17 protein-coding genes and 1 pseudogene are annotated in these 25508 nt (G+C 69.9%); 5 read left to right on the top strand and 13 right to left on the bottom strand.

From position 1 onward, the window contains the following. Nucleotides 1–28: 28 nt before the first annotated feature. From mfd to GTZ93_RS04340, 11 genes and pseudogenes are all read right to left on the bottom strand, one after another. Nucleotides 29–3613 (bottom strand): transcription-repair coupling factor, encoded by a 3585-nt coding sequence (mfd, locus tag GTZ93_RS04290; RefSeq protein WP_139914864.1) that lies wholly within the window; start codon nt 3611–3613, stop codon nt 29–31. A gap of 167 nt (nt 3614–3780) precedes the next feature. After that, the gene (locus tag GTZ93_RS04295; protein ID WP_139914865.1) at nt 3781–4476 is read right to left on the bottom strand and encodes a pilus assembly FimT family protein; all 696 of its coding nucleotides are present in this window, start codon (nt 4474–4476) and stop codon (nt 3781–3783) included. After that, the gene (locus GTZ93_RS04300) at nt 4473–5702 is read right to left on the bottom strand and encodes a PilW family protein (RefSeq protein ID WP_139914866.1); all 1230 of its coding nucleotides are present in this window, start codon (nt 5700–5702) and stop codon (nt 4473–4475) included. The genes GTZ93_RS04295 and GTZ93_RS04300 overlap by 4 nt, the downstream gene beginning before the upstream one ends. After that, complete coding sequence (locus tag GTZ93_RS04305) at nt 5699–6205, bottom strand: type IV pilus modification PilV family protein (protein WP_139914867.1); 507 nt, start codon at nt 6203–6205, stop codon at nt 5699–5701. Before GTZ93_RS04305 ends, GTZ93_RS04300 begins: the two co-directional genes overlap by 4 nt. A gap of 2810 nt (nt 6206–9015) precedes the next feature. Further along, nucleotides 9016–10557: pseudogene (locus tag GTZ93_RS43385) on the bottom strand (DUF4114 domain-containing protein); the annotation flags it as partial. After that, nucleotides 10557–10991: a c-type cytochrome gene (locus GTZ93_RS04315; RefSeq protein WP_139914869.1), complete on the bottom strand. Its 435-nt coding sequence runs from the start codon at nt 10989–10991 to the stop codon at nt 10557–10559. The gene GTZ93_RS04315 and the pseudogene GTZ93_RS43385, both read right to left, overlap by 1 nt. Before the next feature lie 65 nt (nt 10992–11056). Further along, nucleotides 11057–11704 carry a hypothetical protein gene (locus tag GTZ93_RS04320; protein WP_139914870.1) on the bottom strand — a complete coding sequence of 216 codons (648 nt, stop codon included), beginning with the start codon at nt 11702–11704 and terminating at the stop codon, nt 11057–11059. 190 nt (nt 11705–11894) lie between these two features. Beyond that, a complete protein-coding gene (locus tag GTZ93_RS04325) occupies nt 11895–12215 on the bottom strand; it encodes a hypothetical protein (protein WP_120574424.1) in 321 nt (106 codons plus the stop codon). A gap of 59 nt (nt 12216–12274) precedes the next feature. After that, nucleotides 12275–12613, bottom strand: a complete 339-nt coding sequence (locus GTZ93_RS04330; protein WP_139914871.1) for a c-type cytochrome — start codon at nt 12611–12613, stop codon at nt 12275–12277. A 42-nt stretch (nt 12614–12655) separates the two neighbouring features. Then, nucleotides 12656–14353, bottom strand: a complete 1698-nt coding sequence (locus tag GTZ93_RS04335) for a hypothetical protein (protein WP_390624848.1) — start codon at nt 14351–14353, stop codon at nt 12656–12658. 7 nt (nt 14354–14360) lie between these two features. Then, nucleotides 14361–15692 carry a bifunctional glycosyltransferase/class I SAM-dependent methyltransferase gene (locus GTZ93_RS04340; protein ID WP_121752315.1) on the bottom strand — a complete coding sequence of 444 codons (1332 nt, stop codon included), beginning with the start codon at nt 15690–15692 and terminating at the stop codon, nt 14361–14363. A gap of 219 nt (nt 15693–15911) precedes the next feature. Here GTZ93_RS04340 and GTZ93_RS04345 point away from each other — a divergent pair, with 219 nt between their 5' ends. From GTZ93_RS04345 to GTZ93_RS04365, 5 genes are read left to right on the top strand one after another with little or no spacing between them, the layout of a single operon-like run. Next, nucleotides 15912–18104, top strand: coding sequence for a GumC family protein (locus GTZ93_RS04345; RefSeq protein ID WP_120576812.1), 2193 nt, complete (start codon nt 15912–15914; stop codon nt 18102–18104). Beyond that, nucleotides 18101–19345, top strand: coding sequence for a glycosyltransferase (locus GTZ93_RS04350; RefSeq protein ID WP_139918393.1), 1245 nt, complete (start codon nt 18101–18103; stop codon nt 19343–19345). The genes GTZ93_RS04345 and GTZ93_RS04350 overlap by 4 nt, the downstream gene beginning before the upstream one ends. Nucleotides 19346–19355: 10 nt before the next feature. Continuing rightward, a complete protein-coding gene (locus GTZ93_RS04355) occupies nt 19356–20561 on the top strand; it encodes a glycosyltransferase family 4 protein (protein WP_257979167.1) in 1206 nt (401 codons plus the stop codon). Then, the gene (locus tag GTZ93_RS04360) at nt 20558–22006 is read left to right on the top strand and encodes an O-antigen ligase family protein (RefSeq protein WP_139918391.1); all 1449 of its coding nucleotides are present in this window, start codon (nt 20558–20560) and stop codon (nt 22004–22006) included. Before GTZ93_RS04355 ends, GTZ93_RS04360 begins: the two co-directional genes overlap by 4 nt. Nucleotides 22007–22025: 19 nt before the next feature. Further along, on the top strand, nt 22026–23111 hold the full coding sequence (locus GTZ93_RS04365; RefSeq protein ID WP_139918399.1) for a glycosyltransferase family 4 protein: 1086 nt from the start codon (nt 22026–22028) through the stop codon (nt 23109–23111). 4 nt (nt 23112–23115) lie between these two features. On the opposite strand, the gene GTZ93_RS04370 is transcribed toward GTZ93_RS04365, so the two are convergent. Further along, a complete protein-coding gene (locus GTZ93_RS04370; protein ID WP_139918389.1) occupies nt 23116–24267 on the bottom strand; it encodes a glycosyltransferase family 4 protein in 1152 nt (383 codons plus the stop codon). Beyond that, nucleotides 24264–25499 (bottom strand): glycosyltransferase family 4 protein, encoded by a 1236-nt coding sequence (locus GTZ93_RS04375; protein WP_139918388.1) that lies wholly within the window; start codon nt 25497–25499, stop codon nt 24264–24266. Before GTZ93_RS04375 ends, GTZ93_RS04370 begins: the two co-directional genes overlap by 4 nt. Between the last annotated feature and the right edge of the window lie 9 nt (nt 25500–25508).

The raw sequence follows: 25508 nt of genomic DNA on the forward strand, positions 1-25508 counted from the left end.
CAGCCTATCTTAAGTCCCCGGGCGTGCGTCAGTGCCGGGGCAGCGCGCAGGTGCCCACGTCGCGCAGCAGCTTGTGCGCCTCCGCCAGCAGGGCGTGCCCCTTCACCTCCAGGGGCACGCGGGCGATGAGCTTCATGTCCGGCGTCAGCCGGTAGAAGCCCTTGGAGCGCTGCACCAGCCCCGCCACCTTCGCGCCGTCCAGGAGCGCGTCGCCGCCCAGCGCCAGCGACAGCCGGGCCGGGCCCCCCTCCAGCGCGCGCAGCCGCAGCTCGCGCATGTCGATCTTGAGGAGCGTCACCTCGGAGAGGGCGTCCACCTCGTCGGGGGCCTCGCCGTAGCGGTCCACCAGCTCCGCGCGCAGGTCGGTCACCTCGTCCGGGTGGCTGGCCTGGCTGAAGCGCTTGTAGAACACCAGCCGCTGGTGAACGTCCGCCACGTAGTCGTCGGGGATGAGCGCCGGCATGGGCAGGTTGATGTCCGGCTCCACGTGCACCTTGGGCGGTTGGCCCTGCAGCTCCGCCACCGCCTCTTCCATCAGCTGCGCGTACAGGTCGAAGCCGATTTCAGCGATGGCGCCGGACTGCTTCTCGCCCAGCAGGTTGCCCGCGCCGCGAATCTCCAGGTCGTGGCTGGCGATGGAGAAGCCCGCGCCCAGCTCCGTGAAGTTCTGGAGCACCTCCAGGCGCCGCTGCGCGTCCTTCGTCACCGGACGGCGGGTGGGCACCATCAGGTACGCGTACGCGCGCTCCTTGCTGCGGCCCACGCGGCCGCGCAGCTGGTAGAGCTGCGCCAGACCGAACTGGTCCGCGCGGTTGACGATCATCGTGTTGGCGCTGGAGATGTCGATGCCGCTCTCGATGATGCTGGTGCACAGCAGCACCTGGAACTTGTGCTCCGTGAACTGGAGCATCACCTGCTCCAGCTGACCCTCGCCCATCTGGCCGTGCGCTACACCGATGGAGATGTTGGGCAGGAGCTTCTTCAGCTCCTGCTCCATGGACGGCAGGGACTCCACGCGGTTGTGCACGAAGAAGACCTGGCCACCGCGGGCAATCTCCCGCTCCACGGCCTCCTTGATGGCACCCTCGTCGTACTTCATCACGAAGGTGCGGATGGCCCGGCGGTCCTGCGGCGGCGTGGCGATGATGCTCATGTCGCGCACGCCGGACATGCTCATGTGCAGCGTGCGGGGGATGGGCGTCGCCGTCAGCGTCAGCACGTCCACCTGCGTGCGCAGCCGCTTGAGCGCCTCCTTCTGCTTCACGCCGAAGCGCTGCTCCTCGTCCACCACCAGCAGCCCCAGGTCCTTGAAGGCCACTTCGCCCGCCAGCAGCTTGTGCGTGCCGATGACGATGTCGACCTTGCCCTCCTTCGCGCGGCGCAGGATGTCGCGGATCTCCGGCGGCTTGCGGATGCCGGAAATCACTTCCACCGTGACGGGGTAGTCCTTGAAGCGCTTCTTGAACGAGTGGAAGTGCTGCTGCGCCAGCACCGTGGTGGGTACCAGCACCGCCACCTGCTTGCGGTCCAACGTGGCCTTGAAGGCGGCGCGCATCGCCACCTCCGTCTTGCCGTAGCCCACGTCGCCGCAGACGAGCCGGTCCATCGGCTGCGCCTTCTGCATGTCCGCGAGCACGTCCTCGATGGCCTTCGCCTGGTCCGGCGTCTCGTCGAACTCGAAGTCCGCCTCGAACTGGGCGAAGTAGCGGTCCGGCGGCGCGAACGCATAGCCCGGGTGCGCCTTGCGCGCGGCGGCCATCTGCAGGAGCTCCGCCGCCATCTTGAGCAGCTGCTCCTTGACGCGCTTCTTCGTCTTCTCCCAGCTCGTCGTGCCCAGCTTGTCCAGCTGGACCTTCTCCGGGTCGCCGCCGGTGAACTTCTGGATGAGCCGCATGCGGCCCACCGGCAGATAGATTTTGTCCCGCCCCGCGTACTCCAGGACGAGGAAGTCCCCAGGCACGCCCTGCACCTCCATCTTCGTCAGGCCCGCGTAGCGCCCGATGCCGAAGTCGGTGTGGACGATGAGGTCGCCTTCCTTCAGGTCCTTGAAGCCCGCGGCGAACGCGTCCAGCTTCTTGCTGCGCTTGACGCGGCGGCGGGAGCGGACGCCGAAAATCTCCTCGTCCGCGAGCACCGCCAGCCGGCCTTCCGGGTCGATGAAGCCGTGGCTCACCTCGCCGGTGAACAGGTGCGCCCAGATGGCCGGCTCGTAGAGCTTCGCCGGTTCCTGCAGCGCTTCCGTGTGCACCTTCACCATCACGGAGCGGTCCAACAGCAGCCGCTTCAGCCTGTCCGCCTGGCTGAGCGTGCCGCACGCCACCGCGCACGCCACGCCGGTGTCGCGCCAGCGCTGGAGCCGCTCCACCAGCGGGGTGAGCGCGCCCTCCTCACCGTGGTGCGCGAGGATGGCCTCGCGCAGGTCCTGCGTCGTGCCGAAGGTGAAGGCCACGGGCGCTTCGGACTGCGTGAGCGACAGGCCTCCGCCCTCCACCACGCGCAGGGCCTTGAGGCCCTCCGCCACGCCCTCGCGCGTGAGGAAGTGGTGCTCCGGTGGATAGGTGAGGTCCTGGCGCGCGTCCGCCTCCTCCACGCCCTTCGCCAGCTCCGCGGTCAGTTCCTCCAGCGCGCGGTCCAGGCCCATCGGGTCGTCCAGGTAGACGACGGGCTCCTTCGCCCACGCGCGCAGGTAGTCGAACACGGAGGCCAGCCCGCCCTCGAAGAAGCCGGGCAAGAGCCCCTCCAGCCCGAAGCCGGGCAGTCCTTCGCGGAGCGCGTCCAGCCGCTCGCGCAGCTTGATGGTGGGCAGGTTGATGCGGTCCGCCACCGCGCGGGCGGCGGCCTCCGCGCGCGGGCGGGTGTCGTCGGTGAGCAGCAGCTCGCGCGCGGGCACCAGGTCCACCGTCTTGAGCGCGTCCACGGTGCGCTGCGACTCCGGGTCGAAGACGCGGATGGACTCGATGGTGTCCCCGAAGAACTCCAGGCGCACCGGCCGCTCGTACAGCGGGCTGAAGACGTCCAGCAGGCCGCCGCGCACGCTGAAGGTGCCCTTGTCCTCCACCAGCGGGCTGTTCTGGTAGCCCATCAGCGCCAGCTTCCGCGCCAGCGAGTCGCGGTCGAAGTCCTGGCCCACCACCACGCGCTGGGCCAGCCCCTCCATCACCCCCAGCGGCAGCACGCGGCGGTGCAGCGCGCGCAGGGACAGCACCAGCGCGGGGAACGGCGTGCCGCGCGCCAGGTGGAACAGCGCGCCCAGGCGCTCCGTGATGGGGCCTGCCTCCGGCGACAGCTCGTCGTACGGGAGCACCTCGTCCGCGGGCAGCCGCAGCACGCGGGGCTCCAGCAGGCTGCCGGTGCCTCCCAGGAAGAAGGCCAGGTCGTGCGCGAGCGCGTCCGCCGCTTCTTCATCCACGGCCACGCACACCAGGGGCGCGCGCAGCTCGCGGTGCAGGCGGGCGAGCAGGTGGCCGCGCGCCGCGCCCTTCACCCCCTGGGTCCGCGCACGATGCCCCACGCGCAGGGCGGCGAGGAGCCGGGCGAAGGCATCACCGGAGGAAGGGGGGGCGCCGCCGGGCCAGGGCGTGCCATCGGACTTCGGAGGAAGAGAGGTATCCATTCGGGGGCCCGTGTGGGGCCCTCGGCTAATTAGGGTGAGGCCTCTCCCAAATCAACGCTGGATGCGGACACCTGTCGTGTCCATGGGGACAGCGGGACGGCGGCTGGGCGGGGAGGCCCACGCGCGCCCGGGACATGGGAAGGTCCCCGGGCGCGCGGCAGGCCCGCTCAGGGCTTGTTGCAGGCGTTCGCCAGCCGGATGTCCCGCTTGGCGGTGTCCGTGGTGGTGGCGGACATCGAATCGCAATCCATCACGTTGGACATGCCCGTCAGCGGCTCCACCATCAGCACGCTCCTGGCGCGGTCGGAGGTGAACCGGAACTGGATGGATTCATCCAGGGGCGCCGCCCCCGCGATGGTGGCGGGCTGACCGAGCTGCCCCTGCAGGCAGTCCATCCTGTTGAGCGCTGGCCGGCCGGAACCCGGCAGGAAGCACAGGTTGTTGATGTCCGCGGCGTTCATCGTGGCGGGGATGATGATGTCCTGCCCCGTGTCCGTGCAGCAGTCGGGCGAGGCGCGGCAGGTCTCGTCCACACAGGCGGGGCTGGGACAGTTGTCCAGGGTCCATTCATCCGGGGTGCTGAGGTCGGTGCCACACTTCAGGCGCTCCCAGCGGGCCACGGTGGCCTGCGAGCCGTCTGGCTGGGCGACGTTGTTCTCCACCACGATGCGCACGGGCTGGTTCGTGCTGATGGCGAGCTGGCGTGCCCTCAGCGCGGACGACCACAACTCACGCGTCGCGGTGTTTTCGCGCTGGGCGCTGATGTTGCCCTGCATGCCGGCAATGGCGAGGGTGGCGAGCACCCCCAACACCGCGACGGCCGTCATCATCTCCAGCAGCGTCATTCCTCGCGTGTTCTTCACGGCGCTGCCCCCGCTCCGGCCACCCGGACCATTCCCACGCTCATGAAGTTGCGGGGCTCGACCGTGAAGGTGAACCGTCGGCGGCTGTACCCGTCTCGCACGAAGCCTTCCTCATCCAGCCCGGGCTGGATCGCTTCCTGGTTGGAACGACGGGTCCGGATGACCAGGGTCACCTCCAGCTGGCGGACCCGCTGGCGGAGCCTCTTGCGCAGGTCCAGGTCCGTGGGGGGCTTCACCACCGCGGAGCCATCCGCCTCCAGCAGACCCAGGGAGCATTCGTTGGTGTCGTACTTCGCCAGCGTGCACTCGGAGATGGCCGGGTGTGCCTGCGCGGGGACGGGGAGCATGCCTTCATTGGGGAACCACTGCAGGGCGTTGTCGGGGGTGTTGAAGTCGATGAGCCCCTCCCGCACGGTGAGCTGCTCCACGTCACGGCTCAGCGCCAACCAGTTGGCCTCACCCACGGGCCGGTACTCCAGCGTGGGGATGTTGTTCGCCCAGTTCACCCGGTAGGCCACGCCCCCCAGCCGCATGGCCATCCAGTTCACCACGTCAATGGCCAGCCCTGTGGGCGCGCTCCAGGCGGCAGCGCCGTCGATGCAGGCAGGGTTCTTATCGGCGCCGTCGGTGGTGATGGTGGACATGCTGCCGGGCGCGCCAGGCGCCACGGCGGTGATGTTCACGGGGCACGCCATCCGGCGGCCACCGCTCGCCATGACCGCGAGCGTCGGGCCACTGGGTGTGACCAGGGCCGTGGGGGCCTCGGGGAGCGCGCAGAAGGTATTGCCGTTCCGGAAGGGTCCCCCCAGGCATGACGCCAGCGTGATGGCTCCGTTCGTCTCACCCCAGTAGAGCTGGAGGGCGTCCGAGGCCAGCGCCGCCGTGGGGGCCTGCGCGAAGGTCGCGTCCGCGGGCATGGCGGGCAGCACCCCCGCGGTCAGGTCGGCCCTGTGCCACACCGTGATGGCGGACCGCTCATCGTCGACGTCGAAGGCGATGGGCGTGTTGCCCATGCCCACGCCCGCCCGCCACACGTCGGCGACGAGCACGTCCTTCACGGTCCGGCCCGTCACCTGCGCCGTCATCGTCTGCTCTTCGAAGAGGGCGCGCTTCTGCATCTGGGTGCCCACCACCAGCCCGGTGGTGATGACGATGACACCCAGGGCACTGGCGATCATCATCTCAAGGAGCGTGAACCCCCGGCCGTGGAGCGAGGAGGTCTTCATGGCGCCATCCGCGTCTGGAGGACCACCATCTGCCGGTCCGAGCGAAACCCCGGCTCATCCCAGCTCACGGACACCCGCACGTTCACGACGGTGCCGGGCGCTCCCGCCACGACGATGCGGTCCAGCGGGGGCCAGCCCACCTTGGCCCCTTCCATGGTGACGGGCTCCCTCGGGTTGTCCACGTCGATGTTCACCCTGTACTCCCTCGCCACCAGGCCCGGCTCCGTGGGCGCGACGGTCCGCAGCGCCCCTGAAGCCGTCTGCCAGACGGAGTAGTTCTCATCCCGCAGGTTGTTGCAGGTCGGGTTCAGGCAGCCCAGCGTCATGACCCGCTCCAGGGCCTGCTCCGCGATCACCTGGGCCTGGTTGGCGGTCAGCGTTCGCCGGTTGGAGGCGCTCGTCTGGGTCACGACGGTCATGGCCGCCATGACGCCCAGCAGCATGACCGTCATCGTGGCCATGACCTCCAACAGGGTGACGCCTCGTGAGGCACGCTGCTTCATTGCGGCAGTCTCCCGTCGGGCAGCGGCTCCCACATCATGATCTGCGAACGGGGAACGCCACCGTTGGCGGTCGGGTTGTTGTGCTTCCCGGTCGGGTTCTCAGGCGCGGGCGTCGGCGCGACATCTCCGGTCACCGTGCCCTGCAGGACGAAGCCGTCGTGGATGATGGGCGCGACGATGGCGTGGAAGCTGTTGTCCTTCTTGGAGACCAGGGCGCCCGTCCCCTTGTTGTTGACGTACGACTGACCCTTGAGCGTGTCGCTCAGGTTGCAGATGTCCGCGGCCGTGCCCGCCGCGGTGGCGGCGAAGACATTGTCCGCGCTGATCGCCACGCCGCCCCACAGCTTCTGGCCTGCATCCATCTTCTGCACCCACAGGGGCTTGAGCTCCGCGCACGGCTTGCTGCCGGCAGGGTCCGTGTCCTCGAAGGCGAGCAGGTGGTACTGGTAGGTGGGCTTCTTGGGATCCACCTCGGGGAATCCGTCCGAGTACTCATCCGGATTGTCGCTGGTGCCGAAGTAGAACCGCACCGCCGGCCCCGTCTTGGTGGTGACCATCTGCACCGCCATGCTGGAGTAGAGCTGCTGGAGCTCCAGCGCCGTCTGGCTGGCGGCGTCCTTATGGTCCGTCAGGGCCGTGGCGGCATGCGCCACCATGCACTTCTGGACCTGGTTGCCCGCCCGCTCGGTCGTCTTCACCGACTTGAAGTTGACGCGCCAGACGCTGCCGGACGTGGTGGGGACGTACATCACGTCGTAGCTGCCGTCCCGGTCCAGGTCCACCATCGGCGTCGCCGCCGCGACGCCGGAGCCCTTCTCCAGCGTGATGACGCCCGCGTACTTGCCCGCCGGGCCCGTGCCGGATTCGAGCGGCTGGCCCGTCTTCATGTCGAGCACGTAGACGGTGCCCGCGCGCTTGTCCGCCGGCTGGTAGTCCGTGCCCACCACCGACACCCAACGCCGGTCCTTCTCATCCGCCGAGCCCCAGGAGATGCGGGCGACGTTGGGGACGTGCCGCGAACCGCTGTTGTCCGGCAGCAGCACGGCGCTGTTCAGGACCTGCGCCGCGCTGAAGTACGAGGCCATGGCGGTGTCCATGAAGCTGAACTCCCACATGGGCGACGGGTACCACGCATCCTTCGGATTCGTGATGTCGAGCGAGAAGACCACGGGGGAGGTCTTGCCCGTCGCGGAGACGAGCACCGTCTTGGCGCCCTGCTTCTTGTTCTCCGTCTTCAGCGGGGTCCAGTCGAACTTGATGCCGGCGTCCCAGCCGTTCTTGTCACCCAGGTCCACGTTGGCGATGGCCGGCGTGGCGTCCATCTGGGGACGCACGAGGGTGCCGGAGTTGCGGAAGCGCACGTACTGGTTGCGGTACTGACCCAGCATCAACCTGGGCATGTAGGCGAAGACCTCGGTGCCATTGCCGTACATGCGCTTGGCGGGCTTCTCCTTCGTGCCGCACTTCTCCGGAACGAAGAAGCCCCGGTACTGGCTGCCAGAGACGCACTCGTCGCTCAGGGCCGCGCGGTACTCGCCCGTGTCGAAGGCGTGGAGCACACCGGTCATCGTCCCCACATAGGCGATGCTGCTCCGCTCCTTCAGGGGCGTCATGAAGTTCTTGAAGTACACGTCGCGCTCGCTGGCCTTCGCGGCCTGGTACCAGGAGTCCTGATACGGCGGGACGGCCACGCCCACGGTGGACTGGTTGACGCCACCCATGGGCCAGGGCCGGCGCGCGTTGTTGGCCCCCGCCGCGTGCCGGTTCTCGTAGCCGTACAGCCAGTCCACCAGGAAGTCGCGGTCGTTGTGGTCGCCGGGGATGTGCTTGTCCGTCCCCACGGGGAGCGTGATGGTGGGCGTGCCGCAGATGCCGTCCTTGTTCAGGTCATACGGATAGCGCCTGTCGATCTCGCTGTAGTCGTTGCAGAGCACGTCCGGGAACAGCGTGCTGTCGGCGGCGCTGGCCAACTGCTTGACCTCCTTGCGCTCGCCCGCGGCGTTCATCGAGTAGAGCTTGCGGTTGCGCGGCTCACCGGAGGCCATGGACACGGCCATCACGCGGCCGCCCTCCCACTGCAGCTGGTTGGTGGTCGTCTCCGGGTTCTCAGGGTCGTAGATGGACTGGAGGTACAACCGGCCTCGCAGGGTGTAGTCCTTGGCGCCGTCATAGGCCCGGATACCGGGAGCGGGCAGGCTGCCCTCCACGGAGGGCCAACCCGTGCCCCAGTTCTGTCCCGGCGTCTCGTTCACGCCCCACATGAGCACGTTGCCCACCGTGGTGGGGGTGGCGCGCGAATAGGCACCCGCGCGCACGGCCTGATAGCCGATGTCGACGTCGTCGATGATGGGACGGCACTGCTCGTTGGGGCTGCTGATGTCCACCTTCCAGCACAGCTGCGAACCGGTCAGGCCCAGCGCCAGGATGTCGATCTCCACCTCCTGGGCGGCGGGCGTCTGGGCCGGGAAGACCACGGGCACCCACGTGGGGTTCGGGTTGTCGTTGTACTTGATGTTGACCGGGTCGAAGGTGCGGCAGTCCACCGCGATGGAATAGGTGATGGTGGGCAGGATGCCGGTCGACGTGCAGGCATTCTTGGCCTCCTCGGTCCAGCAGGGCGCCGAGGTGCAGCCCTTGCGGATATCCGTGGGGGGCGGGCCGGGCTTCGCGTAGGGCGCCACGTCGTCCTGACGGCGGAAGCGCACCTTGGTGATGGTGAAGTTCTGGCCGGGCGTATCGCCCTCCGGGCTCAGCACCTTGGAGGTGATGGTGGTGGACTTGGCGCCACCGCCATTCTCCTTGTTGATGAGGAACACGATGTCGTTGAAGTCACGGTCACCACCGCCGTTGAGGTCCTCGAAGCCGAGGATCCACCGGAAGGGGTCGGTGGTGGGTGCGCCCACGATGACGTGGGGCATGTAGTTCATCCGGTCGATTTCCTTCTTCAGGTTCCCCGGCTCCGTGCCAGGGCGCATCACCGTCACACCCTCCTTGGGCATGAGCAGGTTGTTGTAGGTGTTCGTGTTCAGGCGCTGGAGGGTGGCCTCGTCCAGCCAGCCGCAGGCCTTATTGTTCGTGTTGACGATGGTGCAGGCGTCCTTGTAGCCGGGCGGGTTGCACTGGTCGGAGTATTCACAACCGATGTTGCGCTCGGCCACCTTGTTGTCCGCGGGGGCCAGGAAGTTCTGGTCCATGTTCCAGGTGGCCTTGGAGAAGAACACGGAGATGGACGTGCGCAGGTGCAGCAGGCACTTGCCGTCCTCGGCGGCGTTGTCCGAGTAATTCTTGCGCTTGAGGCAGGGCGCGACCGTGTCGTTGTCCAGGTTGTGGCGGGCGTCGTAGTAGACGATGGCGAAGAAGACGATCTCCTTGCCGCCCTCGATGAGGCCCAGGTCCACCGTGCGGTCACGGGCGGTGATGCCGGGGTCGGGGTTCACCGACTGCTCGAGGCCGCGGTAGTCGTACTTGGAGACGTCGTAGTCCGGGATGCCGTCGTTGTCGGTGGTGGCATCCTGCACGGGGCCCAGCTTGCGGAAGACGGTCTTGTCGCTGTCGTCATCCGCGAGCAGGAAGACCATGCGCCCCAGGCCCAGATAGCCGTTGGCTGCGGCGCTCGGCTCCAGCAGGTTGGGGATGTGGGGGAACAACCCCTTGTCGGACGCGTCGTTGTCCGAGAGGTCCTTGGGGCTGTCGAAGTTGTTGTTGTTCAGGGGCATCTGCAGCCCCACCCAGTCCGCCTTGATGTTGTAGGCGCCCGACGTGCGTCCTGGCCGCGCGTCCGTGGTGTCGAGCTGGGACTCGAACTTCTCCTTGCAGTCCTTGTCCATCGCCAGTTCGGGATGGTTGTACTTGATGCCACCGGACGTGAAGGTCTTGTCACAGCGGCGCGGCAGCACGCCGATGTACTTGTGGGTCAGCTTGGTGTCGTCCGCCGGCGTGAGGTTGTAGAGGGCCTCGTGCAGGTCGAGGATGCCGTTGTTGTTGAGGTCGACGAGGTTGCCGTTGTCGTCCGCGTAGCCGCGGTCCTTCACGTCCTGCAGGTACATGTAGCCGAGCGCGTGCGACGCACCGGCGGACTCGTACACGTAGCTGATGGTGACGCGCTGGTCGAACGGGAAGGTGATGTTCTCCGAGTCCAGCTTCTTGAGATTGGTGTTGAGCTGGAGGCGGCCGTCATCGCGCAGGATGATGGTGTCGTTCTGGACGGTGAGGCCGTCCGGGCCAATCTTGAAGTCACCCTGGGCGTCGTCGTCCAGGTCGTTCCGGCAGAGCTGGGTGGGCGTGGTGGCCGTCAGGGCCGGCGACGAAATCGTCAGCGTCAGGGCCAAGAGCCCCTTGTAGAAGGTCCGCATCACTTCTTCCCCTGGTTCTTGGGCTGGGACTTCGGCTGCTCTTCGGCTTCGGGCTGTTCACGAACCTTCTGCCTGCCGCCCTGCTCCAGTTGCTGCCGCAGCAGCTCCCGGCGCGAAGGAGGCGTGGCCACCGTCACCGTTGCCAGGAAGCTCACGAGCGCGTCCATGTCGTCAGGGGCCAGCAGCCGCGTGTCGCAGTTGGTCTTCGGGTTGATCCGGTGCGGTGCCACGGTCCACGTGCGGATCTCCTCCAGGTTCTTCTTGCGGAGCACCGTGGCCATGGGGGGACCGGCAGGTGCGCGGTCGCCGAAGGAGCGCTTCTGCACCTCGGCCGGATGGCATTTGGCGCAGGCCTTGTTGAAGGCCAGTTCGCCGCGGTCCTGGGCGCTGGCGAGCGCCGGGAGCAGAAGCAGCAGGGGAGTCAGGCGTTTCATGGAGGGCTCGGGGGGAGGCAGGAGTTCTGGAAAAAGGGACGCGGCGGTGCCACCGGTCGCGGGCACTAGTTGTTGAGGTTGGAGTTCCCGGCGGGGTTGCCGGGGCCGACGATCGACTGGGTGCTCACGTTGGTCACGAGCGCCTGGACGACGGAGCGCGTCGGGCGGCCCCGGGGATTCGCCACCTCGGCGATGGAGACGACCCACACCTGCTGGTTGCCGTCGACCTCCGGGCTGGCCTCACTGTCGTCGTCGTCCCGCACGAAGACGCGGTAGCGCACGTTGCGCTGCTCCGGGTAGTCGACGTTGGCGGGGAGCTCGGTGGTCTCCAGGGTGCTCGTGAGCAGCTCGTAGCGGTTCCACACCTCGCCACCGCCGGGCGGGAGCAGCTCGAAGTAGGGGTGGGCCGGAGAGCCCAGGCCCGGGATGTCGTTGACCGGCGCGCCCAGGGTCGCGCGCAGGTCGATGGTGAGCTGGCCGAGGTTCTTGGCGTTGGCCATGATGAGGCGCACCGTCTCACGGCCTTCCGCGAGGCCCGCCTCGGCGGCGAAGAACGCCTGCTTCTGGCGGCGGGTGTCGGCCTGGCTGTCGGCCTCGCGGCCCACCACGCTGTAGCTGAGCATCACCGCCATCGTCACCAGCGTGACCACGCCCAGTGCGAGCAGGAGCGTGAAGCCACGGGACTGACGGCGGGGGGTTGGGCGACGCACCATCGGAGGCTCCTTCACGCACCTCTGGGGGGAGGTACGGCTTGGGAGCCTCAGAACAGCAAGCTTCGTGCCGGGAATTCCAACACTCAACCGGCCGGAATAAGGGATGTCCGCGATCCGGGGGGGTGCCGTGTGACGTCAGGGGGCTGCGCAAACTTTGCGAGCCCCCTCATTCTTGCGAGGTAGCCCGGCGTCAGCGGTGGCCGCCGCGCACGGCGGCGCGCAGGCGGAGCATGTCGTCCAGGACGCCGGGATCCACCAGTTCCAGGGCGGCCTTCTGGGAGAGGGCGCGGGTCTGCCGGCGGTACTCCTCTTCATCCTCCTCGCCGCCGCCCTTGCCACCGTCGCTGCCGCCCTTGCCACCGCCCTTGCCGTCTCCGCCCTTGGGCATCAGCGCGACCGGCTGGGAGATGCCCGGCTCCAGGCGGGGGAAGGCATTGGCGTCGGCGCGCACCGACGTGAAGAGGCTGACCATGGACAGGCAGAACACGATGGCGACGGTGAGGGTCTTCATGGCGGCTCCAATTCTCCCAATCCCCACGACGCCCGGACGCGAAGGGTTATTCACGAGCGCTACTCCTTCGCCTCGGCCTTGAAGGTGCGGATGTATCCCACCAGGGCGTCCATCTGCTCCGGGGTGAGCCGGTCCTTGTAGGCCTTCATCTTGGGGTTGTGGGACGAGCCGTTGGCGATGACCTTGCGCAGTTCGGCGTCCGACTCCCTCTTCTGCCAGGAGGCCCGGCTCATGTCGGGGATGGACTCCTTCTGGCCCATGCGCGTCTGGGCGCGGCCGTCCGGGCCGTGGCAGTTCTTGCAGCTCTTGTCCCAGAGGGCGGCGGCGTCCTCGGCGTGGGCGAGGGCCGGGGCGCACAGCAGCAGGAGGGTGGACAGCAGGAACCACCGCGAGGTCATGCACGGTCTCCGAGCGAGGGGGAGGCCAGTATAGCCACGCGCTCAGGAGCCGGCTTGGGGCCAGAAGGGCGCGGTGGGGCGGCCGGGGGGCTGGAGCCAGACGGACTCCAGGAAGCGCACCGCGTTCTGATCCGCCCGGTCGTTCCGGGTGAACACCGCCTGCGCGCTCGCGAGCACCGCCAGTGTGGCGAGCCCCGCCACCCAGACCGCCGGCGGAGGCGCGCGTCCGGCCGCGTCCCGGCCCAGCGCCCCGAAGACGGACGCCGCCACGGTGACGAGCGCCGCGAACAGCACCGCGCCGGCCAGGGACGTGGGCAGGCCCAGCCAGGCGAGCAGGTTGGGCGGGTGGTAGCCGTCCAGCATGAGCGGCCGGGCCAGCGCGAGCACGGGGGTGGAGACGTCGTCGGGGATGTAGTTGACGAAGGTGGCCAGGCCCGTGATGAGCACGGACGCCGCGCACAGCATGGCTGCGATGCCGGACAGCACCGGCCTGCCGGCGCCGCGCAGCCGCTCCAGCACCAGACCCGCGGGCAGCAGCAGGAAGGGCACCAGCCCCGTGAGGTGCCGGGGGCCCGTCGTCCAGCCCCACGAGTCGTAGGTGAACGACGAGGTGAAGTACGTGTAGCCGGCGAGCGTGGCCGCGGACATCCAGAAGAGGGCGCGTCCTTCCGCGGAGGTCCGGCCCAGGCGCTTGAGCAGCACGAGCCCGGGCAGCGCGAGCAGCAGGAACGGCGACAGGGTGAAGAGGCCCCGGAGCGGAGAGAAGAACGACAGCGCGAAGGCGCGCGGATCCGGCGTGCGGATGCCCAGGAAGCCGCCCAGGTGCCACGGCTGGTAGGCCGCGTCGTTGAGGTGCTTGTAGCCCGTCTCCAGCGGGTGCCCGAAGGTGGCCTGGTGGTAGAGCCCCAGCGCCACGATGAAGGGCAGCGCGCCCAGCACGGCGAGCCCCGTGGCCCGGCCCAGCTTCTTCAGCCGCGCGGCCCACGGCTCCGGCGTGCCCAGCACGGTGAGGACGGCGTAGAGGATGAGGCCCAGCACGCCCAGCGCGCCGGTGTACTCAGCGGCGACGGTGGCGCCCGCGCACGCGCCGGCCACGGCGTAGCCACGCTCGCGCCACTCGCCGCGCGACAGCTTCCAGAGCGCGTAGAAGCCCGCGAAGAGCAGCACCGCCGTCGTCTGGTGGCTCATGAAGAGCAGCGAGTAGCTGAACGCGAGCGAGCCCAGCGCGTACGTCACCGTGACGCCGTCCGCGACGACGGGCGACAGGAACGCGCGCAGGAAGCGGCGGACCAGCCACAGCAGTCCCAGCGTGGGCAGCACCGTGAGGAAGAGGCGGCTGAAGAAGACGAGCGGCACCTCCGGCACGGCGTAGCGGTGACTGCCGCCCAGCATCCTCAGGCCCGCGTACACGGGCACCGCGGCGAAGGACAAGAGCGGCGCCTTGGACGGGTAGTAGCGCCCGTCCATCACGGACAGGTCGCCCACCGGGCCGTAGTCGCGCAGGGCGCGGTTGATCTCCAGCGTCCCGTCCTCCACCAGGGCGCGCGTCTGCCACAGGCGGCACAGCTCGTTGGGCGAGCGCAGGCCCGGGTGGTACGGGAAGAGGACCACGTAGAGCGCCGCGACCGCGGCCCACACCGCTCTTGGCAATCCCGTGGCGCGGGGCGCGGGCGCCTCGGTAGGAGACGCCGGTGCCGCGTCGGGGGGCGGCGGGGAGGTGGGGTGGGCTTCGGCGCTCACGCGGGCATCAGACGGCGCGGGCGACGGCGAACAGGCTCATGCCCACGGGCAGCCTCACCTGTTGCTCGGCCTGGGCGAGCAGGGGCGCCAGCGTGTCGTAGAGTTTGAGCTGGAGCTTGGGCACCGCGCGGCGGCGCAGGAGGCGGCTGTTGACGAACCAGCCCGGCAGGCCGACGAGGTTCATCCACTCCAGCGTGTCCACGCGGAAGCCGTTCTCTTGCAGCACCGCGCGCAGGGTCTCCGGCGTGTAGCGGCGGTAGTGGCCCACGGCCTCGTCGATGGCGCCGAACAGCTGCGGCAGCGCCGGCACGAGGATGAGCACGCGGCCGTCCGGCTGGAGAATCTGGCGGAAGCGGCGCACCGCGGACGCGTCGTCCGGGATGTGCTCCAGCACGTTGGACAGCACGATGGTGTCCAGGTTCTCCGCCTTCAGCGACTCCCAGTCCGCGAGCGCCACGTCGGACAGGTAGGGGCGCACGTGGGGCTTGCCGCGGAAGAGGTTCTTCAGGCGGTCCACGTAGAAGCGCTCCACCTCCAGCGCGACCAGGTGCTCCGCGCCGGCCTCCAGCTCGCGGGTGATGGTGCCGATGCCGGCCCCAATCTCCAGCACGCGCCGGCCCATGTGTTCGCGGAAGCGGCGGCCCAGCCACTGGTTGTAGTGGGTGGCGCCGTCCATGCGCTCCAGGGTGGAGTAGCCCTCGTGCTGGTTGTCCGCGTCGTCGCGCACGGTGGCGTAGCGCACCAGCGTGCGCAGACGGGCCAGGTGCGCGGAGGCCGAGCGGCGCGGCACGGCCTGCAGCGGCGGCAGGGACACTTCCGTGAGGCGGAAGAGCTGCGCGGCCAGCTTCACCACCAGCTCCGCGTCCACCGCGTCGTCGTCGCTGGTGAGCTGGATGGAGCGCAGCGCCTCCGTGCGGAAGGCGCGCAGGCCGGTGAGCGGATCCGTCAGCGCCACGTCGGTGACGAAGCGGGTGATGCCGCCCAGCGCGCGCTCGGCCACCATCTCCGGCGACATGCCGGGGCGCCGGCCGAAGACGCCGTCCGCGGTGTCGTCACGCAGGGGCTGCACCAGGGCGTCGTAGGTGTCGGGCGAGTAGGCGGCGTCCGGGTCCTGGAGCACCGTGTGGGCGCCGGTGACGTGGGGCAGCGCGGCGCGGATGGCCGCTCCCTTGCCGCCCTGGGCCGCGAGGACGTGGACGTTGGGACCGGGCGTGACGTCCACCGGCCCTTCACCCGCGAGCACGACCTGGGCCTGGCCGGCCAGCGCGTGGGCGAACCGGGCGGCGGCGGCGGCGGTGGCGGGGTTGAAGGGCAGGACGACGGAAAGCGCAGGAACCATTGCGCCGCTCACTACCACAGGACCCCCCGGGGTGCGCGTTCGCGGACCGGCGCGGATGGATGGGGGGCATCCAGGCGACGTCGGTTGGATGGACAACCCGCCCCGCCCGTTGCACGCTCCGGACGTTATTCCCCCAGCGCGATGTGGGTGCAGGTCGGGTCCGGACGAATTCGGGCCGGTGGAGACCGCCCGCGGCAGCCACTTCCGGAGAGACGCGACGTGGAAGGAACGGTGTTGGACCCGGCCGGTGGGGCGCCCGGCGCGGCGTCCGCGAGCGTGATGCACCGGGTGCGGGGCGTGTGGCGCCGGCGGTGGGTGATGCTCGGGGTGGCGTTGGGCGTCACCGCGCTCACCGCGGCGTGGACGCTGCGGCAGCCGCGCATCTACGCGTCCAGCACCTCGCTCATCATCGACGTCACCGCGCCGCGCATCCTCGACGGCGAGGTGAAGGAGGTGATGGGGGAGGAGCGCAGCAACTACTGGTTCAACAAGGAGTACTACGCCACGCAGAGCGAGATCATCACCTCGCGCGCGGTGGCCAGCCGTGTGGTGGACCGGCTGGGGCTGTCGAAGGACGCGTCCTTCCTGGGGCTGCCGGCGAACCAGGATCCGGCGGAGCGCGCGAAGGCGCTGGAGGACGCGGACCCGGTGGGGTTGTTGCGCTCGCGCATCCAGGTGGTGCCCGGCAAGGACTCGCGGGTGATGAACATTGGCGTGGAGGACGTGGATCCCGCGCGCGCGGCGCTGCTCTCCAACGAGGTGGCCGCCGCGTACATGGCGGAGAACCTGGCGCTGAAGCTGCGCACCACGGAGGAGGCGCGCACGTGGCTGGAGGGGCGCCTGGACGAGCTGGGCCGTCAGTCCAAGGCCGGCGAGATGGCCGTCTACGACCTGAAGAAGGACGCGGACATGCTGTCCACGTCGCTGGAGTCGCGGCTGTCCATCGTCAGCGAGCGGATCAACTCCTACAACCTGAAGCTCACCGAGGTGCGCACGCGCATCGCGGCGCAGCAGGCGCGCGTGGACGCCATCCACCGGCTGCGCAGGGACGCGGGCAACGACGAGACGTGGGCGGAGGCGGTGCCCGGCGCGAAGGACGGTCCCATCCAGGACCTCAAATCGCGCTACGGCGAACAGAAGGCCGCGTGCGCGGAGCTGACCGAGCGCTACCTGCCGGAGCACCCGAAGCTGCTGGAGTGCAACCGCAAGCTGGACGTCGTGCGCGCGGACCTGCTCAAGAGCCTGAGCAACGTGGTGCGCTCGGCGGAGACGCAGCTGGCGGAGGCGCAGGGCGAGGAGAAGAACCTCAACAAGCTCCTGGACGAGACGAAGGCCGAGGCCTTCCAGGTGAACAAGAAGGCCATCGAGTACGGACGGCTGCAGCGCGAGTCGGACAACAACCAGCGGCTCTATGAGCTGGTGCTCAAGCGGCTGAAGGACATCGAGCTGTCGGGCTTGCTGCGCACGAGCAACGTGCGCGTGCTGGACCCCGCGCAGCCGGCGATGGTGCCGGTGCGGCCGCACACGCGGCGCAACCTGATGGTCGGCTGGGTGATGGGGCTGCTCCTGGGGCTGGGCGTGGCGCTGTTCCTGGAGATGTTGGAGAACAGCGTCGCGTCGCAGGCGGACGTGGAGGACGTGCTGGGCCTGGCGTTCCTGGGCGTGGTGCCGCGCATGGAGGCCACGAAGGCGCCGGGCGACCGCGACCTGTACGTGCACCGGGCGCCGCGCTCGGCGGTGGCGGAGTGCTGCCGCGCGGTGCGCACCAATCTGCTGTTCATGTCGCCGGATCATCCCTGCAAGACGCTGGTGGTGACGTCCAGCGGCCCGCAGGAGGGCAAGTCCACCACGTGCATCAACCTGGGCGTGGCCATGGCCCAGAGCGGCAACCGCGTGCTGCTGTTGGACACGGACATGCGCCGGCCCCGGCTGCACCGCGCGTTCGGCGTGCCCAACGACCTGGGCATCAGCTCGCTGGTGGTGGGCGAGGGTTCGCTGGACAAGGCGGTGAAGAGCACGGAGGTGCCCAACCTCTTCGTGCTGCCGTGTGGCCCGTTGCCGCCGAACCCCGCGGAGCTGCTGCACACGCGTGCCTTCAAGGAACTGCTGCGCACCGCGGGGGAGAAGTTCGACCGCATCATCCTGGACAGCCCGCCGCTCAACGCGGTGGTGGACGCGGCGGTGCTGGCCACGCAGGCGGACGGCGTGGTGATGGTGCTCAAGGCGGGCCGGACGGACCGGAGCGCCGCGAAGCGCGCGCTGCGCTCGTTGGCGGACGTGCAGGCGCGGATGTTCGGCGCCATCCTCAACGACGTGGACCTGCGGCAGCCGCGCTACGGCGACACGTACCTGGGCTACCAGGGCTATGGCCCGACGCAGGACGAGCCCAAGGGAGGGGTGGCGCCGTCGTGAGGGGCGCGGGCCTGCGGGTGCTGCACCTGGGGAAGTTCTACCCTCCGGCCTCCGGCGGCATGGAGGCGCACGTGCGCACGCTGGCGCGCGCGCAGGCGTCGCTGGGCGCGCAGGTGGAGGTGCTGTGCGCGAACCATTCCGTGGACGGCACCGGGACGAGCCACGAGTTCCACGGGCGCAGTCCCACGCGTGAGGAGTGGGACGGTCCGGTGCGCGTGATTCGCCTGGGGCGGCTCGCGTCCGTGGCGCGCATGGACGTGATGCCGTCGCTGCCGTTCGTGCTCAGGCGGGCGCTGGCGCGGGGCGTGGATGTGGTGCACCTGCACGTGCCCAACCCGAGCATGGTGCTGGCGCTGGACGCGGTGCCACGTCTGCCGGCGGTGGTGGTGACGCACCAGAGCGACATCATCCGGCAGAAGGTCGCGGGCGCGCTGTTCCGTCCCTTCGAGTGGATGCTGTACTCGCGCGCGGCGCGGCTCTTGGCCACGAGTGACGCGTACGTGCGCGGCTCGTCGCTGCTGTCGACGTTCAAGTCGAAGGTGCGGGTGCTGCCGCTGGGCATCGAGCTGGAGTCATACCTGCGGCCTCCTTCCGCGGAAGCGCGCGAGGCACAGGCGCGATGGACGGCGGAGGCGGCGGGCGGGCCGCTGTGGCTGATGGTGGGGCGGCTCGTCTACTACAAGGGGTTGTTCACGGCGCTGGAGGCGCTGGTGCACGCGCCGGGGCGGCTGGTCATCGTGGGCGAGGGGCCGCTGGCGGAAGAAGGCCGCGCGCGGGCGAAGGCGTTGGGCATCGAGGACCGGGTGACGTGGGCGGGCTACCTGTCGCCAGAGGCGCTGACGGGCGCGTACCGGGCCGCGACGGCGCTGTGGTTTCCTAGCAACGCGCGCAGCGAGGCGTATGGCCTGTCGCAGGTGGAGGCGCTGGCGAGTGGATTGCCCGTGCTCAACACCGCTGTGCCGGACTCCGGTGTGGCGTGGGTAAGCCTGCATGAGCACACCGGGCTCACGGTGCCCGTCGGTGATGCGCGGGCGCTGGCGGCGGCGGCGCGCAGGTTGGTGGAGGAGCCGGGCCTGCGGGAGCGGCTGTCGCGTGGGGCGCAGGAGCGTGCGCGGGCGGAGTTCGCCCATGACGTGATGGCGTCGCGCAGCCTGGAGCTGTACGCGGAGGCGCTCGGACGGCAGCCGGTGGCGGAGGAGCGGAGCGATGCCTCTGTCCGGCACGTCGCGGGCGGGCGCTGAAGGTCCGCGCATGCACGGAACGCGCGCGTCTCATCGTGACGGTCCCGCGGAGGGCGGAGGTCGCTCCTCGCATGCGTCAGGTGGTGCGCCGCTGCGCGTGCTGCATGTCTCCAGCGGCAACCTCTACGGCGGCGTCGAGACGTTGCTGCGCACGCTGGCGCTCGCGAGCGCGGACCGGGCGGGCGGCGCGGTGCATGCGTTCGCGCTCTGCTTCGAGGGACGCATCGCGGAGGAGCTTCGCGCTGCGGGCGCGCCGCTGACGTTGCTGGGGCCGGCGAAGGTGAGTCGTCCCTGGCGGGTCTGGGAGGCTCGACGCGCGCTGATGTCGCTGCTCCAGCGGGAGGCGTTCGACGCGGTGGTGTGTCACGCGGCGTGGCCTCAAGCCATCTTCGGGCCAGTGGTGCGCACGGCCGGTGTCCCGCTGATCTTCTTCCAGCACGACGCACTGTCGGGCTCGCACTGGGTGGAGCGGTGGGCTCGTGTCACCTCTCCGGACCTGGCGCTGTGCAACAGCCGATACACCGCGAGCACGCTTCCGAGCGTGTATCCGCGCACGCCGTGGCGCGTGCTTCATCCTCCCGTCCGCGACGGTGGCCCGGACCTCGTGGCTTCCGAGCGCACGTCGCTCCGCGGCGAGCTGGGCGCGGACGCGGCGGATGTCGTCATCGTTCATGCCAGCCGCATGCAGGAGTGGAAGGGGCAGCGGCTGCTGCTCGAAGCGCTGGGCCGGTTGCGCCAGATGCCTCGCTGGAAGGCGTGGTTCGCTGGTGGTGCGCAGCGCCCGGAGGAGATTGCCTACGAAGCGGGCTTGAAGGCCCAGGCCTTGGCCCTGGGCCTGGGGGACCGTGTGCGGTTCCTGGGACAGCGCTCGGATGTGCCTCGCCTGCTGCGCGCGGCGGAGGTGCACTGTCAGCCCAACACCGGGCCGGAGCCGTTTGGCCTGGCGTTCGTGGAGGCGCTCTATGCCGGGCTTCCCGTGGTCACCACCGCGCTGGGCGGACCGCTGGAGATCGTCGATGGCTCTTGCGGCGTGCTCGTGCAGCCGAAGCCGGAGGTCCTGGCCCAGGCGCTGCGCGGACTCATCGAAGCTGAAGCGGCTCGACGGAAGCTGGGCAGTGGTGGCCCCGCTCGCGCGAAGGCGCTGAGCGCACCGGATGCCTTCCTGACGGCGCTGGAGGATGCAGTGCGCTCCGTGGCCCGGAAGGCCGCTGCATGAGTGGCGCGAGTCCTCGTCCCCAGCTCCAGGGGCCCGGTGTGCTGCATCGGCGTTACGTGCGCCGCGCGCCCCAACCCGCGACAACGCAGGCCGTGCCGACTCCTGTGGCGGCGTCTCCGGGGCTGCTCGGTTCGGGTCACGTGGTGGTGGCGTTCATCGTCCTGCTCTTCATCTGCCAGCTCGCGCTGCTGATGGAGGCGCTGGCTCCGGCGCGCGTGGTGTTCCGCATCCTGTCGTTCGGCACGAGCCTGGCGCTGCTGGTGCTGGTGAAGGGCCCGCGCCTCAAGCACCCGGCGATGCCCTTCCTGCTCGCCTCGGCGGGGCTCACCGCGCTGAACTTCTTCCACCCCGGCACCAACACCCCGCTGGCGGCGGCCGCGCAACTGGGCATCCAGATCTCCGTGTTCGCGCCTCTGTTCTGGGCGAGCCGCCTGCGCATCGACGCGAAGATGTTCGGACGCGTCGTCCTGCTGCTCTTCCTGTTCAACATGGCGAGCGCCTCGTTGGGCGTCCTGCAGGTGACCTTCCCCGGACGCTTCCAGCCCGCCCTGTCCGCCATGGTCGAAAGCCAGGGCGAGGGCTATGTGCGCAGCCTCCAGTTCGAGACCGCGAGCGGCGCGCGCGTGTTCCGTCCCATGGGGCTGACGGATGTCCCGGGCGGAGCCGCCACCGGCGCCTTCTATTCGGTGCTGCTGGGCGGCGCGTTCCTGCTCAGCCGTCAGGGCATGTCCCGGAAGGTGCTGGGCGCGGCGGGTATCGGCATCGGGCTCATCTGCCTCTACCTGGGACAGGTGCGCGTCGCGGCGGTGACGCTGATTGTCTGCATGGCGGCCATGGCGCTGGTGCTCACCGTGAGCGGCCGGTGGGTGCGGCTCGTGGCATTGGCCGCGGTCGTGGGTGGCTTCGCGGTGGTGGCCTTCGGCTGGGCCGTCGCGGTCGGTGGCGACGCGGTGCTCTCGCGCTGGAGCACGCTCACGGCCTCCGACCCCTCGCAGGTGTATCAATCCAACCGCGGCCGCTTCCTCGACGAGACCTTCGACCAGGTGCTCCCGGAGTTCCCCCTGGGCGCGGGCCTGGGCCGCTACGGCATGGCCAACGCCTACTTCGGCGACAACCTCGACCGCGAGAGTCCTCCGCTGTGGGCCGAAATCCAGTGGACGGCGTGGGCGTACGACGGAGGATGGCTGGGGCTCGTCTGCTATCCGCTCGCGTTGCTGGTGACGCTGGGGTGGGGCTTCCAGGTGGCGCGGCGCCGCGATGACTCGGCGGGCGAGTTCTGGCTCTGGGGCAGCCTGCTCTTCGCGTATGACCTGGGCGCGCTCGCGCAGACCTTCAGCTACCAGTTCTTCATGAGCCAGATGGGCATGGAGTTCTGGCTGCTCAACGCGGCCTTCTTCAGTGCGTACTGGAACCGGAATGCGGCCCTACACCCTCATCGCCGGTGACTTCGTCTCCACCGGTGGCATGGACCGCGCGAACCTCGCGCTGGCGGACTGGCTCGCGCGCCAGGGTGGCCCCGTGCGGCTGGTGGCGCACCGGGTGGAGGATTCGCTCCTGCGCTACCCCAACGTGCACTTCGTCCGCGTGCCCAAGCCCGCGAACGCGTACCTGCTGGGCGAGCCGTTGCTCGACGCCGTAGGGCGCTTCTGGGCGGCGCGCACGCTGGCCCAGGGGGGCCAGGTGGTGGCCAACGGCGGCAACTGCGAGGTGCCCGCCGCCAACTGGGTCCACTACGTCCACGCCGCGCACGCCCCCGAGCCCGTCGGCAGTCCGCTGCGCACGCTGAAGGGTCACGTGAGCCACCGGATGCACCTGCGCAGCGAGCAACGCGCGTTGCGCCGGGCGCGGATCATCCTGGCGAACTCGGAGCGCACGCGGCAGGACCTGCTGGCCGCCACGGGCGTGGAGGCATCCCGCGTCCATGTCGTGTACCTGGGCGGTGATCCGACGCGCTTCCCGTCCACGACGCCTGTGCTTCGTCGTGAGGCGCGGACGTCGCTGGGCTGGTCTCAAGAACGGCGGGTGGCGCTGTTCGTGGGCGCACTGGGGGACCGGCGCAAGGGCTTCGACACGCTCTTCCATGCGTGGGCGCGGCTGTGCGCGAGACGCGAGTGGGACATGGACCTGTGCGTCGTGGGGACGGGGGCGCAGCGGGAATCATGGGAGCGCGCGGCGCGTGAGCAGGGCCTGGGCGAGCGGATCCGCTTCCTGGGCTTCCGCGACGACGTGCCCCGCCTGATGGCGGCCGCGGACCTGCTGGTGTCCCCCACGCGCTACGAGTCCTATGGCCTGGGCGTGCACGAAGCGCTGTGCGTGGGCATCCCCGCGCTGGTGAGCCGCTCGGCGGGCGTGGCGGAGCGCTTCCCGTCGTCGCTCCAGGGGTTGCTGTTGGATGACCCCGAGGACTCTGGCGAACTGGTGCGGCGCCTGGAGGAATGGCGGGCCCGGGGCGGGGATTGGATGCCCGCAGTGGCCGCGCTGTCGTCGGAGCTGCGGGCCTGGACGTGGGACGCGATGGCGGCGGCGGTGGTGGCTCGGCTGGAGGCGTGAAGCTTCAGGCCTTGCGCTCGAGCACCTGCTCGAAGAAGTCGAGGTGCGCCTTCGCGACCACCGGCCAGGCGAAGCGGGACACGGCTCGCTCGCGGCCTCGTGTGGACAGTTCCTGACGTTGAGCGGGGCTCTCCAGCAGCTCCTCTAGCGCGGTGATCCAGGCACCGCCGTACGACTCCGGCAGGATGCGCCCGGCATCGCCCACGGTGTGCGGAATCTCTCCGGAGTCGCTGGCGAACACGGGCACGCCACACGCGAAGGCCTCCGCGAGCATGCGGCCAAACTGTTCCTTCCACGCGGGCGTCGTCTGGCTGGGCGCGCAGAGCACGTCCATGGCGTTGAGCGCGCGAGGCACCTCCGCGTGCTTCACGCCGGTGACGATGCGCACGCGGTCTCCGTGGCGTGCGGCCCAGGCGCGCAGGTCCACTTCCAGCGGGCCTCCGCCGACGAAGAGGGCTCGCCAGGGTGTGGTCATCCGGTTGAGCGCATCCATCAGGAGGCGCAGGCCCTTCTCCGGCACGAAGCGGCCCAGATAGCCCACCACGGGCGGCCCTTCGGACGTCCAGCCCAGGCGCTCGCGGAAGGCGCGGCCCGCCTCCGGATCCGGACGGAAGTGCTCCACGTCCACGCCCACGGGGATGAAGCGCGAGGGGCGCTGTTCATAGCCGGGCCGCGCGAGGAGGTTGTCGTGCACCGTCTGGCCCCAGGCGATCCATCCCGCGGCCCGGCGCAGGACGAAGCGCTCGGCCTGCGCGAAGGGTGGGGGATAGCGCTTGGCCAGGTTCTGGAACGTGCAGAAGACGAGCGGCACGTGGGCGGGCGTCATCAACGCCACCTCCAGGCCGGAGAGGACGTAGGGCTCTTCCCACAAGTGCACCAGGTCCGCGCCTCGCGACAGGTGCGCGTGCACCTCCGGCCCGTAGACGAAGCCGTGCAGCGAGCGGCTGAAGTACGCGGGCACGCCCTCCAGGTTCACGGCCTCCTGAGGGTCGCGTTGGAGCACCAGCGGGCTCAGGTCCCCGTGAAAGGACTTCGGCGCCACGGCGGTGACGTCCCAGCGGCCGGCGCCCACGCGGGCCATCTCGTTGGCCAGCCGCCGGTTGAGGGTGACGACGTAGGAGTGCGAGACGGTGACGAGCTTCCGGGGACGCATCATGAATGCCCTCGCGTGGGGACGAGGCTCCGATACACGGCGAGGATGTCCCGGGCGTAGCGCTCACGGGAGAAGCGGCGTACGGCGGTGTGGCGGGCCGCGCGGGCCAGGGTGTCTCGCAAGGCTTCGTCCTCCAGCAGCCGGCGCAGGGCCGCCGCGAGCGTGTTCGCGTCGCCGGGTTCGATGGCCAGCACGTCCTCGCCATCCCGCAGCGCTTCGGCGGCGCCGCTCGACTTCGAGATGACGGCGGCCCGGCCGCAGGCGAGCGCCTCCGCGATGGTGAGGCCGAAGGGCTCGCGGCGGGTGCTCGCGTGCACGAAGACGTCCAGGGCCCGGTAGACGCGGGCGGGTTCCGGCTGGAAGGGCACGAAGCCCACGCGACCCGTGAGGCCGTGGCGCTCCACCTGTTCGCGCAGCTCCGCGTCGGTGAACTGCGAGCCGGCCGTGCGGTAGAGCGGAGCGCCCACGAGGTAGAATCGCACGGGCAGGGCCGGTGCCTGACGCGTCAGCAGAGCCGCGGCCGCCAGGAAGACGTCGTGTCCCTTCCAACGCGCGTACGTGGCCACGAGCCCCACGCGCAACGTGTCCGGAGGAGCGGGAGGAAGTCCGGCCAGTGCATCCAGGTGCGCGCCGTCACCAGCGGCCGGAGAGAACCGCTCCACATCCACGCCGTTGGGCACGACGTGCACGGGCACCTTCCCGAGCACCGTGCGCGCGTCGTCGCCGACGGCCTGCGAGTTCGCGATGGCGGCCGAGGCCAGCGGATGCAGGCCGGAGAGCGCGCGTCGAACCAGCGGTCGCTCGCCGAGGAAGTCGTGCACGTGCCACACGCGCGGAATCGGAAGTCCGGTGGTGGCCGCGCTCAGCAGGTGGGTCTTGATGCCATTGGAGTGCAGCAGGTCCGGCGCCGCGTCACGCACCGCGCGCCGCAGGTCGAGGCCGTAGCGGGTCAGCAGCAGGGGCGTCGGGGCAATCTCACGCGCGAAGCGAAAGAGACCCGCGCGGCCCTGCTCCCGCAGACCGCTGTCCCCGAGGGCGGACAAACGGTCGGGCAGGGCGAGCACCTGGGTCTCCACGCCGAGCCCTCGGGCTGTCTCTACGAGAGGCCCGTCCGTGCCCGCGATGAGGTGCAGCGACAGGCCAGGCTCCAGCGTGCGCAGGCACGCGAGGAGATCCACGAGCGCGCGCTCGGCACCGCCCAGGATTCCCACGGGATTGAGGAACAGGATCCGCACGCGGACGCG

Origin of the sequence: Corallococcus exiguus (assembly GCF_009909105.1) — a bacterium.
Lineage (GTDB): Bacteria > Myxococcota > Myxococcia > Myxococcales > Myxococcaceae > Corallococcus > Corallococcus exiguus.